13 protein-coding genes are annotated in these 15,639 nt (G+C 69.6%); 7 read left to right on the forward strand and 6 right to left on the reverse strand.

Annotated features, from left to right (window positions below):
• Positions 1-59: 59 nt before the first annotated feature.
• The gene (locus ASD35_RS00110; protein WP_056872875.1) at positions 60-2,621 is read right to left on the reverse strand and encodes a TonB-dependent receptor; all 2,562 of its coding nucleotides are present in this window, start codon (positions 2,619-2,621) and stop codon (positions 60-62) included.
• Positions 2,622-2,873: 252 nt separating this feature from the next.
• Positions 2,874-4,745: a phosphoenolpyruvate carboxykinase (GTP) gene (locus ASD35_RS00115; protein WP_056872876.1), complete on the reverse strand. Its 1,872-nt coding sequence runs from the start codon at positions 4,743-4,745 to the stop codon at positions 2,874-2,876.
• A gap of 503 nt (positions 4,746-5,248) precedes the next feature.
• On the opposite strand from ASD35_RS00115, the gene ASD35_RS00120 reads away from it, so the two are divergent.
• Entirely contained in the window at positions 5,249-5,815 is a 567-nt protein-coding gene (locus ASD35_RS00120; RefSeq protein ID WP_056872877.1) for an FxDxF family PEP-CTERM protein, read from the forward strand.
• 71 nt (positions 5,816-5,886) lie between these two features.
• Here ASD35_RS00120 and ASD35_RS00125 read toward each other — a convergent pair whose 3' ends face one another.
• Both ASD35_RS00125 and ASD35_RS00130 read right to left on the reverse strand, forming a co-directional pair.
• Positions 5,887-7,002 carry a YbdK family carboxylate-amine ligase gene (locus tag ASD35_RS00125; protein ID WP_056872878.1) on the reverse strand — a complete coding sequence of 372 codons (1,116 nt, stop codon included), beginning with the start codon at positions 7,000-7,002 and terminating at the stop codon, positions 5,887-5,889.
• Positions 6,999-8,249 carry a cation:proton antiporter gene (locus tag ASD35_RS00130; RefSeq protein WP_056872879.1) on the reverse strand — a complete coding sequence of 417 codons (1,251 nt, stop codon included), beginning with the start codon at positions 8,247-8,249 and terminating at the stop codon, positions 6,999-7,001. The genes ASD35_RS00125 and ASD35_RS00130 overlap by 4 nt, the downstream gene beginning before the upstream one ends.
• 109 nt (positions 8,250-8,358) lie before the next feature.
• On the opposite strand from ASD35_RS00130, the gene ASD35_RS00135 reads away from it, so the two are divergent.
• Together ASD35_RS00135 and ASD35_RS00140 are read left to right on the forward strand one after the other, a co-directional pair.
• Positions 8,359-8,925: an MOSC domain-containing protein gene (locus ASD35_RS00135; RefSeq protein WP_056872880.1), complete on the forward strand. Its 567-nt coding sequence runs from the start codon at positions 8,359-8,361 to the stop codon at positions 8,923-8,925.
• Positions 8,925-10,055, forward strand: coding sequence for a hypothetical protein (locus ASD35_RS00140; RefSeq protein WP_056872881.1), 1,131 nt, complete (start codon positions 8,925-8,927; stop codon positions 10,053-10,055). The genes ASD35_RS00135 and ASD35_RS00140 overlap by 1 nt, the downstream gene beginning before the upstream one ends.
• Here ASD35_RS00140 and ASD35_RS00145 read toward each other — a convergent pair.
• On the reverse strand, positions 10,046-11,134 hold the full coding sequence (locus tag ASD35_RS00145) for an alkene reductase (protein ID WP_056872882.1): 1,089 nt from the start codon (positions 11,132-11,134) through the stop codon (positions 10,046-10,048). The two genes, ASD35_RS00140 and ASD35_RS00145, sit on opposite strands and share 10 nt — an antisense overlap.
• 113 nt (positions 11,135-11,247) lie before the next feature.
• On the opposite strand from ASD35_RS00145, the gene ASD35_RS00150 reads away from it, so the two are divergent.
• Genes ASD35_RS00150 through ASD35_RS00165 form a run of 4 tightly spaced genes read left to right on the forward strand, consistent with a single transcriptional unit; the run spans position 11,248 to position 14,685 of the window.
• Positions 11,248-12,102: a 23S rRNA (adenine(2030)-N(6))-methyltransferase RlmJ gene (locus ASD35_RS00150; protein WP_056872883.1), complete on the forward strand. Its 855-nt coding sequence runs from the start codon at positions 11,248-11,250 to the stop codon at positions 12,100-12,102.
• Positions 12,099-13,085, forward strand: coding sequence for a substrate-binding domain-containing protein (locus ASD35_RS00155; protein ID WP_056872884.1), 987 nt, complete (start codon positions 12,099-12,101; stop codon positions 13,083-13,085). The genes ASD35_RS00150 and ASD35_RS00155 overlap by 4 nt, the downstream gene beginning before the upstream one ends.
• Positions 13,086-13,138: 53 nt before the next feature.
• Positions 13,139-13,903 (forward strand): YecA family protein, encoded by a 765-nt coding sequence (locus ASD35_RS00160; RefSeq protein ID WP_056872885.1) that lies wholly within the window; start codon positions 13,139-13,141, stop codon positions 13,901-13,903.
• Positions 13,900-14,685: a metallophosphoesterase gene (locus ASD35_RS00165; RefSeq protein ID WP_056872886.1), complete on the forward strand. Its 786-nt coding sequence runs from the start codon at positions 13,900-13,902 to the stop codon at positions 14,683-14,685. The genes ASD35_RS00160 and ASD35_RS00165 overlap by 4 nt, the downstream gene beginning before the upstream one ends.
• Here ASD35_RS00165 and ASD35_RS00170 read toward each other — a convergent pair.
• On the reverse strand, positions 14,663-15,595 hold the full coding sequence (locus ASD35_RS00170) for a DMT family transporter (protein WP_056872887.1): 933 nt from the start codon (positions 15,593-15,595) through the stop codon (positions 14,663-14,665). The genes ASD35_RS00165 and ASD35_RS00170 overlap by 23 nt on opposite strands.
• Positions 15,596-15,639 lie beyond the last annotated feature (44 nt).

Genomic DNA, 15,639 nt, shown 5'->3' on the forward strand with positions numbered 1-15,639 from the left:
CCTAGCGCCCCATTGCTCCAGACATCAACCCAGCGCATCAACCCATACCCCGTCAAAACTCAGAACTGAAAGCCGACGCTCAGCTCATACGCCCGCCCAAACAACGGCCGCGCCAGGAACACCCCATCCTGCCCAACCCCTTGCCCCGGCACCCGGAAGTTCCCCTCCGTGAGCCCGATCTTGTTGGTGAGGTTCGTCCCCGTCAGCCGCACCTCTAACCCGTTGTCCATCGCAAATACCGCGCCCGCGTCCACCGTGCGGTAGGCCGGCAACTTCAACGTGTTGGTCTGGTCCGCGAACCGCTCGCCCACATGGCTGAACGTCGCAAACGCACGCAGCTGGCCGAAGCCCGTCTGCGTCTGCCAGCTCGGCGTCAACCGCGCCTGGAACTTCGGCGCGCGTTCCACGCGGTTGCCGGTGAACTGTTGGAAGTCCTTGTACTTCGCGTCCTGGAAGTTGCCCGTCGCCATGATCTCGAAGCCTGCGCCGGGCCGCAGCGCCAGCTCGAACTCCACGCCCGTCGCCTTGCTGTTCGGCCGCAGCACCACGTTGCCTGCGTTCGTGAACTGCTGCGTCTGCGAGTTCGTCAGCCGGTTCTGGTACGCCGTCAGGAAGGCGCTGTACAGCTTGGTCGCCGTCTTCAGGCCGATCTCGTATTGCGTGATGTCCTCGACCGAGTCCTTGGTCTCGTTGGCGCCGCGGCCGCGCAGCACGTCGAAGTCGGGCAGGCGGTGGCCCTTGTTGGCACGGATGAAGGCGCTGAACTCGCGGCTGAACGCGTAGTTGGCGCCGGCCGTGAAGGAGCTGCGGCTGAGCTTGCTGTCGATCAGTGTTTGCGTGCCGTTGAAGTACGACAGGTTGTTGTTGTAGATCGTCGTCGGGTCGGCATCGAGGTCGCCGTTGCTGACGTTGGCGATGGTGCCGGTGATGCGCTGCGTCTCGCGGCGCGCGCCGAGGTCCACGCGCAGCTGCTTGTTGATCTGCCACTCGTCGGCGATGAAGAAGGCGTGCGTGTCGCCGCTGTAGTTCGCATCGAGGTTGAAGGAGAACGGCGGCGTGACGTAGCCGTTGCGCGACGCGCGCACGCCGTTGTCCAGCTGCACGTCGATGAGGCGGGCGTGCGGCTGCACGGTCATCAGCTGCGCCTGGCCCAGCGTCCACACGTCGTGCGAGCTGTAGCCGGCCAGGTACAGGCCCACGGTCAGGTTGTTGCCCGGCGCGATCTCGCGCGACAGGCGGGTCTCGTTGCTCGTCGAGCGCAGCGCCTTGTCCACGGCCCACATGCCGTTGACGATGACGGGCGTGCTGCCGGCCACCGCGCCGCCGCCGTTGGTGAAGGTGGCGGTGCCGGTGGTGGCCACGCCGCCGGCCGCGGCGACGACTGCCGCATCGGCATTGGCCGCCGTCACCTGCGACGTGATGTAGCTGGAGAGCAGCTGCGGGTTGGCGCCGGAGAAGAGGGCGTAGGTCGGTGTGTCGCCGGTGGTGTGGCTGAGCTTGTTGGTCAGCGTCCAGTCGCCCAGCTTGGTGTCGAGGTTGGCGCCATAGGTCTGCACGTTGGCACCGCGGCCTTCGGCCAGGTCCTTGGTGATGGCCTCGCGCAGGATCTCGGGCCGGCCGTTGGGCAAGGTGCGGCCGGTGGCGCGGCCGCCTTCGAGCACGATGTGGCGCAGCTCGTTGCCGTAGAAGTAGTCCTTGCTGGCATTGAAGCCGGGATAGCTGGACACGCTCTTGCCGTCGGCACCGCCGACGACCGGGATGGCGGTGATGAAGGCGTTGCGGTCGCGCAGCGCGCGGGCATAGAACTGCAGGCTGCCGCCTTCGAGCTTGCGGCTCAGCACCACGCTGGCCTGGCCGCCGTCGTCGGCCGGGAACTGCGTGTCGCGCACGCCGTCGCTGCGGCGCCAGAAGCCGCCCACCATCACGTTCCACTGGTCGCTCAGCTTGCCGGCGTAGACGCCGTCGATGCGCTTCAGGTTGCCGGTGCCGGTGGTGATGCGCAGGCCGGCCTCGGGGCTGCGGCCGTCCTTCTGGATGAAGTTGACCGTCACGCCCGGCTGGCCGCTGCCGAAGATGGGGCTGGGGCCGCCGCGCAGCACTTCCATGCGGTCGATGGTGTCGTCCAGGCGGAACAGCTGCGAGTGCTCGAAGAAGGAGAGCGTGGGCAGGTGGTACAGCGGCGCGCCGTTGAGCTGGAAGGTCGAATAGGGGCCGTCGCCCGGCGTCGGGAAGCCGCGCACGCGGATGTTGGCGCCGGCCTGGCCGCCCGAGGTCTCGACAAAGATGCCGGGGACGGTCTTGAGGATGTCGGCGGTGCTGGTGGGCGCGGCCTGCTTGATCTGCTCTTCCGTCGCGGTGGTGATGGAGAAGCCGGCTTCGAGCTTGCGCACGCCCTCGCGGCGGGCGGTGCCGGTGACGACGACGGCTTCGAGTTCCTTCGTCTCCGGCGCTTCGGCGGCGGGTTTGGTTGCGGCGGACTGGGTGGCGTCCTGGGCGAAGGCGGCGCCGCACAGCAGGGCGGCGGCCAGGGCGGCCCAATGCGGGCGGAGGGCGGGGTGGCGGGCGCTGGCGCTGGCGCTGGCGCTGGCGCTGGCGCGCGGCGCGGCGTGGTGGCTTTGCATGGGTTGTCTCCGAGAGTTGTTCTGCGACACGAGTTGCCGGCGCGGCCGTCACCGACTTTCGATGGGCGGACTTTGCTGGCAAATGTTATCGATGTCATTTGGGTAAACACCAGTGTGGCGGCGGTGTGACATCGATGACATGGTTTGCGCTGGCGCGGCGATGCCGGGCGGCCTGCGCGTTCGGGCAGGCGGTGCATGGCCGCAAAGAAAACGGGCGCCCGAGGGCGCCCGTGTCACGGCGGCGGTTGGACCTCAGCCGAGTTCCGCCAGGCGCGCCTCGATGCGCGCCTTGGTTTGGGGCAGCGCGGCCGGCACCTTGGCGCCCAGCTGCGCGAACAGCTCGTCATGCAGCTTCATCTCGGCCTGCCATTCGGCGGCGTCGATGCGGGTGACGGTGTCGAACTGCGCCTGCGAGAAGTCCAGGCCCTGCCAGTTCAGGGCGCCGTAGCCGGGCGTCACGCCGAACACATGCTCCTCGCCGCCGCCGGTGCCTTCCAGGCGGTCCAGCATCCACTTCAGCACGCGCATGTTCTCGCCGTAGCCGGGCCAGACGAACTTGCCGTCGGCGCCCTTGCGGAACCAGTTGACGCAGTAGATGGCCGGCAGCTTGGCGCCCGAAGCCTCAAGCTTGGCGCCCAGGTCCAGCCAATGCTGGAAGTAGTCGGCCATGTTGTAGCCCATGAAGGGCAGCATCGCGAACGGGTCGCGGCGCACCACGCCCTGCTGGCCGGCGGCCGCGGCGGTGGTCTCGCTGCCCATGGTGGCGGCCATGTAGACGCCCTCGGTCCAGTTGCGCGCCTCGGTCACCAGCGGCACGGTGGTGGAGCGGCGGCCGCCGAAGATGAAGGCATCGATGGCAACGCCGGCGGGGTTGTCCCAGTTGGCGTCCAGCGCCGGGTTGTTGGTGGCGGCGACCGTGAAGCGGGCGTTCGGATGCGCGGCCTTGGCGCCGGTGGCCTTGGCAATCTCGGGCGTCCAGTCCTTGCCCTGCCAGTCGATGGCGTGGGCCGGCGGCGTGTCGGTCATGCCTTCCCACCACACGTCGCCATCGTCGGTCAGCGCCACGTTCGTGAAGATCACGTCGCGCTCAAGGCTGGCCATGCAGTTGGGGTTGGTGTGCGAGTTGGTGCCCGGCGCGACGCCGAAGTAACCCGCCTCGGGGTTGATGGCGTACAGGCGGCCATCGGCATGCGGCTTGATCCAGGCGATGTCGTCGCCGATGGTGGTGATCTTCCAGCCGTCGAACGCGGCCGGCGGGATCAGCATCGCGAAGTTGGTCTTGCCGCAGGCGCTCGGGAAGGCGGCGGCCACGTGGTACTTCTTGCCCTGCGGGTTCTCGACGCCCAGCACCAGCATGTGCTCGGCCAGCCAGCCCTGGTCGCGCCCCATGGTGGACGCGATGCGCAGCGCGAAGCACTTCTTGCCCAGCAGCGCATTGCCGCCGTAGCCCGAGCCGTAGCTCCAGATCTCGCGCGTCTCGGGATAGTGGACGATGTACTTCGTCTTGTTGCAGGGCCAGCTCACATCGGCCTGGCCGTCTTGCAGCGGCGCGCCCACGGTGTGCACGCAGGGCACGAAGTCGCCGTCCGTGCCCAGCAGCTCGACGACCGGGCGGCCCATGCGGGTCATCATGCGCATGTTGACGGCCACGTACGGGCTGTCGCTCAGCTCCACGCCGATGTGGGCGATGGGCGAGCCCAGCGGGCCCATGCTGAACGGCACCACGTACAGCGTGCGGCCGCGCATGCAGCCCCTGAACAGCGCCTGGTCGCCGGTCTGCAGCAGCTCGCGCATCTCGGCCGGGGCCATCCAGTTGTTGGTCGGGCCGGCGTCATCCTTGTTCTGCGAGCAGATGAAGGTGCGGTCCTCCACGCGGGCAACGTCGCTGGGGTCGGAATTGGCGAGGTAGCTGCCCGGGCGCAGCTCGGGGTTGAGCTTCTTGAAGGTGCCGGCGGCGACGAGCTGGTCGCACAGCCGCTGGTACTCCTCGGCGCTGCCGTCGCACCAGTAGACGTCCGCAGCCTCGGTCAGGGCGGCGATGTCGGCCACCCAGGCGATCAGCCGGGCGTGTTTCACATAGGCGGGCAGGTTCAGGCGCAGGCCCTGCATGGCGGGTTGGTTCATGGCGAAAGCTCCAATCATGGGAATGTGTTTGGGTCAGCTGTCGCAAGCTGGCCCAAGCACACCGCACGCGGGAGGCGGATTGTCGAATCCAATGTAATCACGCCGTAACCGCCGAGGTCGGTGGGGTCATGCAAAACACGAATAAGCCCATGCGGACGCGGGCTGCAGCCCTATCAGGGCCGCGAAGTGGTGATCGGGTTTACGCGAAGTCCCGGTGAAACCTCATGCAACTCCGAGGGTTTGCAAACCCAATGGCGGGCGAGAACATCTCCGCCATTGAAGCGTCCGTCTTGAACGTCGAGCGCAAGCTGGTTTGTCGAAGGGGCACTGTCAGGGCCGTTGGCTCGAAGCTGGCGCATCCGCCATCCAGGGCGCGTCGACGTAGCCCCCGCGGATGGGGGTATGACCCCTAGTTGGAAGTTGTTCGCCTGGCGGCCTCACCTATGTTTCCTGCTCGGAGTACCGCACGGCTGGGGCCGTGCGGCCCGCAACAGGAGATGGCAATGGCTGGGTTTGCAGGGTTCCAAAAGGCAGCGCTGGCATCGGCCGTCGCCGTGGTCGGCGCCATGGCGGTTCCGGCGCATGCCGTGACCAAGGTCGTGGAGTTCAACGTGCTCAACGCCACGGCGGTGCTTTCAACCCCGTTCGCAGCCGGCGACACGCTGCTGTTGGATACGACGGTGACGCAGGAAACCGGCGCGATGTCCCAGAGCATCACCTTCACGCTGGGTGCGGGTGTCACCAGCCTGACCGGCCTGGCGTCATGGCAGCTCTCCACGGCCGCCGGGCTTGGCCCGCGCCTGGTGGGCGTCAATATCGACGTCTTCGACGCTGGCAACAACGTGGTCCTCAGCGATACCTTCGCGGGCGTGCTGGGCGGATTCGCCATGTCATCGCTGAACGGGTCGATCAGCGCCGGCACTTACCGCCTGGTGGCCACCGGCACGGCCGTGCGCGACACGGTGTTCAATGTGTCCGTCAGCGCCGTCCCCGAGCCGGAAACCTACGCCCTGTTCCTGGCCGGGCTCGGCGCGATCGGCTGGCTGGCAGGGCGGCGCGGCGTCCGCTGAGCGCCTGGGCGCCTGGGCGCCCAAGGCGGCGGCTTGCCGCTGGGCATGAGCGAACGCGTTGCAGGCCGGCCTCAGCCGTGCCAGCGCTTGGTGGCGCGGCGCACCACCTCGGGCAGCAGGTGGTTCTCGTCCTCGATGCGGCGCAGCCAGGCCGCGTCGTTGCCGACGCCATTGATCTCGCGGCGCAGGTATTGCAGCGCGGCCTCGGCGTGCAGGTCGCCGGCATGGGTGTCCAGCCGGCTCAGCACGGCGATGAGGTCGTCCCGCAGCACACGGTGCTCGCCGGTCTCGGGGTCGACGAAGGTGCCGTCCAGCCCGAAGCGGCAGGCCTGGAAGCGGTTGAAGGTGTAGGGCAGGTAGTCGTCCTCGCTGAGCGTGAACGGCTTCTCGACGGTGATCCAGCGCGCCAGGCACTGGATGAAGCCGGCGATGGCCGCAGCCTTCTCGATGGTCAGCGGCGTGTCCAGCACGCGGACCTCGATGGTGCCGAACTCGGGCTTGGGGCGGATGTCCCAGTAGAAGTCCTTCATGCCCGAGACGACGCCGGTGCGCGTCATCTTGGTGAAGTAGGTCTCGAAGTCGTTCCAGTTCTGCACGAAGGGCGCGCGGCCCGACAGCGGGAACGCGAACACCGAGTTCAGCCGCGCGGAGTCGAAGCCTGTGTCCTCGCCCTGCACGAAGGGCGATGACGCTGCCAGCGCGATCAGGTGCGGGATGAAGCGGCTCATGCCGTGCAGCAGCACCAGCGCCTCGTCGGCGCTCGGGCAGCCGATGTGCACATGCTGGCCGAAGATGGTGAACTGCTTGGACAGGTAGCCGTACAGCGACGACAGCTCGTGAAAGCGCGGCGTCTCGAAGATGCGTTGGCGCTTCCAGTGCTGGAAGGGATGGGTGCCGCCGCCGCACAGGCTCACATTCAGCCGCTCGGCGGAGTCCACCAACGCATCGCGGATCTGGCCCAGCTCCGACAGCACCTGGCTGAAGCCCTGGCACACGCCGGTCGACAGCTCGATCATGCTGCTGGTGATTTCTGGCGTCACGTTGCCGGGGATGCTGTGCTTTTTCATCAGCCTCAGCAGGTCGCCCGACACGGGCGCGAGGTCGTAGTCGTCGTTGTTGACGATCTGCAGTTCCAGCTCGACGCCGAGGGTGAGCGGCTGCGATTTCGAGAAGACGCCCAGGCTCATGACTTCGTTTCCTTGTTGCGCGGCGCCCGCTTGGGCGCGGGCGGCAGCTCGCCCGCCAGCCGCAGCGCGAACTGCACGGCGATGGGGCCGATCAGCTCCAGCACGGCGATGCTGGCCAGGATGATGGGAACGGCGCCGGCGGCCAGCTCGGGCTCGGCACGCATCAGCTCGCTGAGCATGACCAGCGCCGTCGCCGACAGCGGCGTCATCGCGATGGACAGCGCCAGGCCCTGGCGCCAGCTCGCCTTGGCCATGGGCGCGAGGGCGACGATGACCGCCGTCTTGGCCAGGAAGCGCGCGGCCAGCAGGGCCAGCGCCGCAAAGCCGCCGGCCACGAGGATCTTGGGCGTCCATGCCGAGCCGGCGATGACGAACAGCATCAGCACCAGCGCGCCGCCCGATGTGCCGAAGTGACGCGGCCACACCCAGGGGCGCTCGCTGGTGTTGCTCAGCAGCAGGCCGGCCAGCAAGGGCATCAGCAGTGTCGACACGCCGATGGAGCGCGCCGCGACGATGGCGAACGCGACCAGCCCGAACAGCAGCAGCGCGGCGCTCTCGTTGCGCAGGTCCAGGCGGCGCGCGGCGAGATAGGTCGCGCCGGCCAGCAGCGCGGCCACGCCCAGCGTCGTCAGCAGCGAGATCGCCAGGCCCGCCAGCGCCTGCGGCAGGCTGCCGCCGTCGTCAGCCGCCCACCAGGTGCGCATCAGCGTCAGTGCGACGACGGCATACAGCGTGTTCAGCGCCGTCAGCAGCGTGGCCCGCTGCGTGACTTGACCCTCGGCACCCAGCTCCAGCGCCACGCGGCCCGACACCGCGGCCGGCGCCGGCATCGCCAGGATGGCGCAGGCCACGGCCGTCTGCCAGCTGACATCGAACAGCCGCAGCACGATCGCAACCGCGACGGCGCTCAACAGCGCCTCGGCCAGGCTGGTGGCGGCCAGGCCCGGGTTGCGCTTGAGCCAGCGCAGGTGCACGCGGCTGCCGATCTCGAACAGCAGCAGGCCCAGCGCCAGGTCGGTCACCGTCTGCGCGGCGCCGCTCAGCGGCATGGCCACGCCATGGCCGAAGGCGGCGGCGAAGCAGCCCGCCAGCGTGTAGCCGACCACGCGCGGCAGCCGCGTCGTCGCGGCAATGAATTCACCGGCCAGGGCCCCGGCCAGCAGCACGCCGACGATGAACATCAGTTCGCTCGATGGGGTGACGGCGAGACCCGCCCAAACCCTGGCGCCACTGTCGAGTGCAGTCATGCGCTCTCCCTTGAAGTCTTTTGAGGCCGAAGCCTAGTTGCCCCACGGGGGCGCTTCTTGTAGGCGAAGACGCCGAAATGGCTGCCCCAGCCTCCCGGACAATGGGGTCATGCACCTGCTCAGTGTCAACACCGCCCGCGTCGAGCATTTCGTCGCCACCTCGGGCCTGGCGCTCGATTCCGCCATCCGCAAGCGCCGTCGGAGCGGCGCCGTCGCCGTCGGCCCGCTGGGCCTGGAAGGCGACGAGCAGGCCGACCCGACCGTGCATGGCGGCCTGGCCAAGGCCGTCTACGCCTACCCGCACGAGCACCAGGCCTTCTGGTCAACGGTGCGCGGCCAGGCCAAGGTGGCGGGGGCGCTGCAGCCCGGCGACATGGGCGAGAACCTGACGATCACCGGCCTGCTCGAGGCCAAGGCCTGGCTGGGCGACGTGCTGCGCTTTCCGGACTGCGAGCTGGTCGTCTCGGAGCCGCGCTACCCCTGCTTCAAGTTCAACGCCCACATGGGCTTCAACCAGGCCGCCAAGCTGATGGCGCAGAGTGGCTACTGCGGCTTCTACCTGGCCGTGAAGCGCGAAGGCAGCATCGCCGCGGGGCAGGACTTCGAGCTGGTCCCCGGGCCACGCGAGGTCGGTGTCGTCGAGCTGTTCAGGGCCAAGATGGGGAAGAAGCCCTGATGCGCCGCCGCGAGCTGATAGCCGCGGCGGGACTGTTTCCTTTCGCGGCGCAGGCGCGGCCGGTGCTGCAAGTCGGTCCGCGCCAGGCCGTCAAGTCGCTGGCGGCGGCCGCGCGCCAGGCCCGGGACGGCATGGTGGTCGAGGTGGACGCGGGCGACTACATCGCCGACGTGGCGGCCTGGTCGCAACACGACCTGACATTGCGCGCCGTGGGCGGCCGCGTGCGGGTCATCGCCGCCGGCGCGCATGTGCAGGGCAAGGGCCTGTTCGTCACGCGCGCGCAACGCATACGCATGGAAGGCTTCGACTTCATCGGCTGCACGGTGCCCGACCGCAACGGCGCCGGCATCCGCGTCGAGGCCGGCTCGCTGACGCTGGTGGACTGCAGCTTCCGCGACAACGAGAACGGCCTGATGACGGCCAACGACGAGGCCATCGAACTCGACATCGTCGACTGCGAGTTCGGCCCCATCCCGCTGCGCAGCGGTCTCACGCACAACCTCTACGTCGGCGCCATCCAGCGCCTGGCCGTGACGGGCAGCTACTTCCACGGTGGCCTGATCGGCCACCTGCTGAAGAGCCGCGCGGCCGTCAACCACATCCTCTACAACCGCATCACCGACGAGATCGGCGGCCGCGCGAGCTACGAGCTGGAGTTCCCCAACGGCGGCATCGCCGTCGTCATGGGCAACCTCATCATGCAGAGCTCCACGACCGAGAACCCGCACGTCATCTCCTTCGGCGTCGAGGGCGCCAAGTGGCCCCGGCAGGCGCTCTACCTGGTGCACAACACGCTGGTGGACCAGCGGCCCGGCGGCGGCATCTGGCTGCGCGTCACGCCGCCCCGGGCCGAGGTGATGCTGGCCAACAACCTGCTCGTCGGCACGCCGAAGCTGGCCGCGGACGGCCACTGGACGCGGCGCGCCAACTTCGCGGCCGACTGGGACGAGTTCGTGCGCGCGTCGCGCGAGGACTTCAGGCTCGCACCCGGCTCACCATTGCGTGGCAAGGCCCAGGACATGGGCGAGGCCGAGGGGCTCAGGCTGAGCCCGGTGCGCGAGTACCGCCACCCGCATGGCACGACGCCACGGGCCGGGCCGGCCCTGCACCCCGGCGCGTTTCAGGCGTAGGCCTGGCTGGCGGCGGGATAGTCGGTGTAGCCCTCGGCCCCACCGCCGTAGAAGGTCTCCTTCTGCGGCGCGGCCCAGGGCAGGTCGTCGCGCAGCCGCTCGACGAGGTCCGGATTGGCGATGAACGGCCGGCCGATGGCCACCGCATCGGCATGGCCGCTGGCCACCGCGTCCAGCGCCGTCGCGCGGTCGTAGCCGTTGTTGGCGATGTAGGGGCCGACGAAGCGGCGGCGCAGCTCGGCGTAGTCGAACGGCACGTTGTCGCGCGCACCGCCGGTCGCGCCCTCCACCACTTCCAGGAAGGCCAGCTTCAGCGGCGCCAATTGGTCGGCCACATGGTTGAAGAGGGCCTGCGGATCGCTGTCCTGGCCGATGTCGTTGCTGGGCGTCACCGGGCTCAGCCGCAGCCCGGTGCGGCCCGGGCCGATGGCGTCGGCGATGGCCGTCATCACCTCGATCAGCAGGCGCGCGCGGTTCTCGACGGGGCCGCCGTACGCGTCCGTGCGGTCGTTGGCGCTGTCGCGCAGGAACTGGTCCAGCAGATAGCCGTTGGCGCCGTGCACCTCGACGCCATCGAAGCCGGCCGCCATCGCGTTCTTCGCGGCCTGCACGTAGTCGGCGACCAGCTGCGGGATCTCGTGCGTGGCCAGCGCCCGCGGCTCGTCGGTCGGCACCAGTTCGCCATAGGCCGCATAGGTCTTGGTCTTGGCCGCGCGGTTCGTCGATGACACCGGCTGCTGGCCGCCGGGCTGCAGGCTCCGCAGCGAGATGCGGCCCACATGCCACAGCTGCACGACGATCTTGCCGCCCTCGGCATGCACGGCGTCCGTGACCCGCTTCCAGGCGGCGACCTGCTCGGGCGAATGGATGCCCGGCGTGTCGAAATAGCCCTGGCCGTCGGGCCGGATCTGGGTGGCTTCCGTGATGATCAGGCCGGCGCCGGCGCGCTGGCGGTAGTACTCGACATGGAGCTCATGCGGCGTCTGCTGCCGCGCGCGGTTGCGCGTCAGCGGCGCCATGACGACGCGGTTGGCAAGCTGGATGTCGCCGAAGCGGACGGGGTCGAAGAGGGTAGGCATGGCGTTGAAATGGAGGCGAAAACGATGGCCGCAAGGCTAGCTGCGGCGCCGCTTTCCCCCGTCGTGCGGGGTTGATGGGGCTGTGTTAGCGAGTCACGTTGGACAATCGGGCCATGCTCGCCTACCGCCACGCCTTTCATGCCGGCAACCATGCCGACGTCCTCAAGCACCTGGTGCTGACCCGCGTGCTGCGCTACATGTGCGAGAAGGACAAGCCCTTCACGCTGATCGACACCCACGCCGGCGCCGGCGGCTACTCGGTCGAAGGCCGCTATGCGCAGAAGAAGGGCGAGTACGGCGAGGGCATCGCCAAGCTCTACGACCGCCAGGACCTGCCCGCACCGCTGGCCGACTACGTCGACCTGGTGCGCGCCTTCAACCCCGACGGCCAGCTGCGCCAGTACCCGGGCTCGCCGGCCATCGCCAACCTGTTGTTGCGCGAGACCGACCGGCTGCGCGCCTACGAGCTGCACTCGACCGACCACCGCATCCTGGCCAGCTACCTCGAGTCGCGCCCGCAGACGCAGGTGCGCGACACCGACGGCTTCGCCGCCATCCGCGCTGAACTGCCCTCGCCCACGCGCCGCGCGGCGCTGCTGATGGACCCGTCCTACGAGATCAAGAGCGACTACGCCAAGGTGCTCGCCGCGCTGCGCGAGGCGCTGGAGCGCGCGGCCGACACGGTCATCATGATCTGGTACCCACAGCTGCAGCTGCTGGAGTCGACCCAGATGCTGCCGCGCCTGAAGGCCAGCGCCGACGCGATGGCCAAGAAGGGCTGGCTGCATGCGCGGCTGACGGTGGCCCAGGCCGACGAACGCGGCTTCGGCATGCTGGGCAGCGGCATGCTGGTCGTCAACCCGCCGTTCACGCTGCACGACGAGCTGGCCGAGTGCCTGCCGCTGCTGGTGGAGCGGCTGGGGCAGTACGACGGCGCGAACTACGTCCTGGAACAGAAGGTGGCATGACGGAGAGCAAACCCGTCACGATGGAGCAGATCGCCGCGCTGGCCGGCGTCAGCACCATCACGGTCTCGCGTGCGCTGCGTGACAGCCCCTCCGTCACACCGGCCACGCGCGAGCGCATCAAGACGCTGGCCGAGGCCGCCGGCTACCGCCTCAACCACCATGCCCGCAACCTGCGGCTGCGGCGCAGCCACATGGTGGCCGTCATGCTGGAGATGCAGCCCGACACCGACCGGCCCATGACCGACGCCTACCCGCTGCAGCTGCTGGGCGGCATCACGCAGGAGCTGACCTCGCGCGGCTACAGCGTGCTGCTGTCGGCCATGCAGAGCCCCGGCCAGGGCATGGCGGCGTCGGCGGACGGCGTCATCCTGCTGGGCCAGGGCGCCAACGGCTCGGCGGTCAAGTCGGCCGCGGCGATGGGCCTGCCGCTGGTGGTGTGGGGCGCCGAGCATGGCCGCGGCGATGCCGTCGTCGTCGGCGGCGACAACGCGCATGGCGGCGCCTGCGCGGCCGAGCGCCTCATCGCTCTGGGCCGGCGCGAGCTGTGCTTCCTCGGCGACGTGCGCCACGCCGAGATCCGCGACCGCCAGCAGGGCTTCGTCAAGGCGCTGAAGAAGGCCGGCCTGAAGGCGCAGACGCTGACGCCGGCGGCCTTCACCTTCGGCGCCGGCTTCACGGCCGTGCAGGCGCACATCGCCAAGGGTGGCAAGACGCCCGACGGCCTGTTCGCCGCCAGCGACCTGCTCGCCATGGGCGCCGTGCGTGCCTTCACCGACGCGGGCCTGGCCGTGCCCGACGCGGTCTCGGTGATCGGCTACGACGACTCGCCCGCGGCCATGAGCTTCGCGCCGCCGCTGACCAGCGTGCGCCAGGACTGGCACCACGGCGGCGTGCTGCTGGCGCGCAAGGTGCTGGACCTGATCGGCGGCCAGGGCGCGGCCAGCGAGATCATGCCAACCGAGCTCGTGGTTCGAGCGACCTGACGAATCCGCCGGAGCGGGGCACCGGATCCGGCCCGGCGCGCCACAATGCCCGCATGAGCACCACCCAAGACCTGACCGACGCCGAGTTCGCCGAACTCGACGAACTCCTCGCCGCGACGCCGGAGCCGCTGCAGCCGCTGGACGCGTCGATGCTCGACGGCTACCTGTGTGGCGTCATCGTGCAGCCCCGCCTCATCGAGACGGACGAGTGGCTGCCCAACATCTTCGACTACGACGGCGGCCTGCTGCCCGAGACCGTGGACGCCGGCTGGCTGGACCAGCTGACCCAGCTGGTCGAACGCCGCCACGCCGCGCTGACCCGGGGCCTCGCCGAGGATGGCTGGTTCGACCCTGTCATCCTCGAGATCGACGAGGACCAGGCCCCCGACCCGCTGCCCGAGGGGTCCAGCGAGGAAGAACTGTCCGCGCGCGCCAGCTATGACGCGCTCGGCCCGATCTCGCGTGCGCTGATGCCGTGGGTCGCCGGCTTCCAGCATGCGGCGCTGTGCTTCCCCGAGCTGGCCGACATGCCCAACGACGACGTCGCCGCGGCGCTGGCCCGCCTGTACCGCCACCTGCCGGCCGAGACGCCGGAGGAGAAGGAGGTCGTCGCGACGCTGGACCGCGAGCATCCGCTGAAGGACCTGGACGACGCCATCGAGGAGCTGGTCGTCACGGTGGCCGACCTGGCCGACCTGACGGAGGCCGAGCGCTACCGCGTCGAGACCATCCGGCGCGACACACCCAAGGTCGGACGCAACGACCCCTGCCCCTGCGGCTCGGGCCGCAAGTACAAGGTCTGCCACGGAAGCAATTGAAGCTGCAACTTCTCTCCGATCTCCACCTGGAGACCGAGAGCTACGTCCCCACGCCGGCGCCCGGCGCCGAGCTGCTGGTCCTGGCCGGCGACATCGACACGACCTGGCGCAGCTTCGAGCTGTTTCGCGGCTGGCCGGTGCCCATCTTGTTCGTGCCCGGCAACCACGAGTTCGACCGCCGCGACGTGGACGATGCGCGCGAGGCTTTGCGCGCCCACGTGACGGCGCTGGGCCTGCGCATGCTCGACGACGAATCGGCCGTGCTCGCCGACGCCCAGGGCCGCCGCGTGCGCTTCGTCGGCTGCACCCGCTGGTGCGATTTCGACGCCTTCGGCCCCGCGGGCCGCGAGCGCGCCATGCGCGCCGGCGGCTATTTCCAGAAGGTCATGCAGGCCACGCGGCACGGCGAGGTCTTCGATGTCGACGCGGTGCGCAAGCTCGCGCTGGAAAGCCGCGCCTGGCTGGCCGGCGAACTGGCGCGGGGCAATTCAACGGGCGACTGGGACGCGACCGTCGCTGTCACCCACTTCGCGCCCAGCCTGAAGAGCGCCGACCCGCGCTACGGCCGCCAGCCCGGCACGGCCAGCTTCTGCAACAACGACGAGGACCTGCTGGCGGGCGCGCAGCTGTGGCTGCACGGCCACCTGCACTGCCGGCACGACTACCGGATCGGCGCCACCCGCATCGTCAGCAACGCACGCGGCCATGTGCGCAAGGGCGAGGCCGACGGTTTCGACGGCCAGCGGGTGATCGACGTCTTCAGTGCGCCGCCACCGGCTTGATGCGCAGCGCCGACACCACGCCCGCCACCAGCAGCGCGATGCCCGCCAGCGTGGCGGCCGGCGGCACCTGCTGCCGCCAGGCGAAGGCATAGGCCAGCGCCGCCAGCGTCTCGAAGACGATGAGCTGGCCCGACAGCGAGGTCGGCAGCCGCTGGCTGGCCTCGTTCCAGCACAGCGTGCCCAGCCATGAGGAGCACAGGCCGATGGCCAGCATCAGGCCGATGTATTGCAGCGGCTGCGGCCCCAGCGGCCAGTCGAAGCCCGCAGGCATCAGCAGCCCCGGCCAAAGGGCCTGCATGGCCGCCACGGCGGCCATGCCGATGAGGGCCATCGGCAGCGTGACCAGGCCTTGCGCCGTCGCCCACGCCCTGGGGCTTCGGTCAGCATGCTCGCGCAGCCAGTCCGCGTTGCGGATGGGATACCAGGTCCAGCAGGCCACGGCGATGACGGCCAGCAGGCCGCCCTCGGCATAACGGCGCAAGTCCTCGGGGCCGGCGCCGGCCGCCTGCAGCGCGGCCAGCTCGGTACGGTTGACGAGCAGCAGGCCCGCGGCGATCAGCAGCAGCCCTGGCCACAGCCGCCGCCACGGCAGCTGGCCGTCGCGCACGCGGTTGCGGTGGTTGGCGCAGATGGCGATGACGACCGGCAGCGTGCCGATCAGCATGGTCGGCAGCGGCGCGCCCGCGCGCTGGAGGGCGGCGGCCAGCGTCAGGTAGTACAGGAAGTTGCCGACCGCGCTCAGCCGCACGGCCGTCCACCAGTCGGCGGCGCGCAATTCGCGCAGGTTGCCGCGGTCCATCAGCGCCAGCGGCAGCGCGATCAGGCCGAAGGCCAGGTAGCGGCCGGTCGTCAGCAGTGCGGGCGGATAGTCGGGCAGCATCAGCGGCGCGACAAACACCAACCCCCACATCANCGCAAGCCCGGCGTGCTCGTGGGCGGCGGCGCCGTCAGAAT

The sequence above is a fragment of the Pelomonas sp. Root1444 genome (genome assembly GCF_001426885.1).
Taxonomy (GTDB): Bacteria; Pseudomonadota; Gammaproteobacteria; order Burkholderiales; family Burkholderiaceae_C; genus Pelomonas.

Excerpts from the sequence above, each read along its gene's own strand:
- ASD35_RS00110 (WP_056872875.1), bottom strand. The coding sequence starts at position 2,621 with ATGCAAAGCCACCACGCCGCGCCGCGCGCCAGCGCCAGCGCCAGCGCC.
- ASD35_RS00115 (WP_056872876.1), bottom strand. The coding sequence starts at position 4,745 with ATGAACCAACCCGCCATGCAGGGCCTGCGCCTGAACCTGCCCGCCTAT.
- ASD35_RS00120 (WP_056872877.1), top strand. The coding sequence starts at position 5,249 with ATGGCTGGGTTTGCAGGGTTCCAAAAGGCAGCGCTGGCATCGGCCGTC.
- ASD35_RS00125 (WP_056872878.1), bottom strand. The coding sequence starts at position 7,002 with ATGAGCCTGGGCGTCTTCTCGAAATCGCAGCCGCTCACCCTCGGCGTC.
- ASD35_RS00130 (WP_056872879.1), bottom strand. The coding sequence starts at position 8,249 with ATGACTGCACTCGACAGTGGCGCCAGGGTTTGGGCGGGTCTCGCCGTC.
- ASD35_RS00135 (WP_056872880.1), top strand. The coding sequence starts at position 8,359 with ATGCACCTGCTCAGTGTCAACACCGCCCGCGTCGAGCATTTCGTCGCC.
- ASD35_RS00140 (WP_056872881.1), top strand. The coding sequence starts at position 8,925 with ATGCGCCGCCGCGAGCTGATAGCCGCGGCGGGACTGTTTCCTTTCGCG.
- ASD35_RS00145 (WP_056872882.1), bottom strand. The coding sequence starts at position 11,134 with ATGCCTACCCTCTTCGACCCCGTCCGCTTCGGCGACATCCAGCTTGCC.
- ASD35_RS00150 (WP_056872883.1), top strand. The coding sequence starts at position 11,248 with ATGCTCGCCTACCGCCACGCCTTTCATGCCGGCAACCATGCCGACGTC.
- ASD35_RS00155 (WP_056872884.1), top strand. The coding sequence starts at position 12,099 with ATGACGGAGAGCAAACCCGTCACGATGGAGCAGATCGCCGCGCTGGCC.
- ASD35_RS00160 (WP_056872885.1), top strand. The coding sequence starts at position 13,139 with ATGAGCACCACCCAAGACCTGACCGACGCCGAGTTCGCCGAACTCGAC.
- ASD35_RS00170 (WP_056872887.1), bottom strand. The coding sequence starts at position 15,595 with ATGTGGGGGTTGGTGTTTGTCGCGCCGCTGATGCTGCCCGACTATCCG.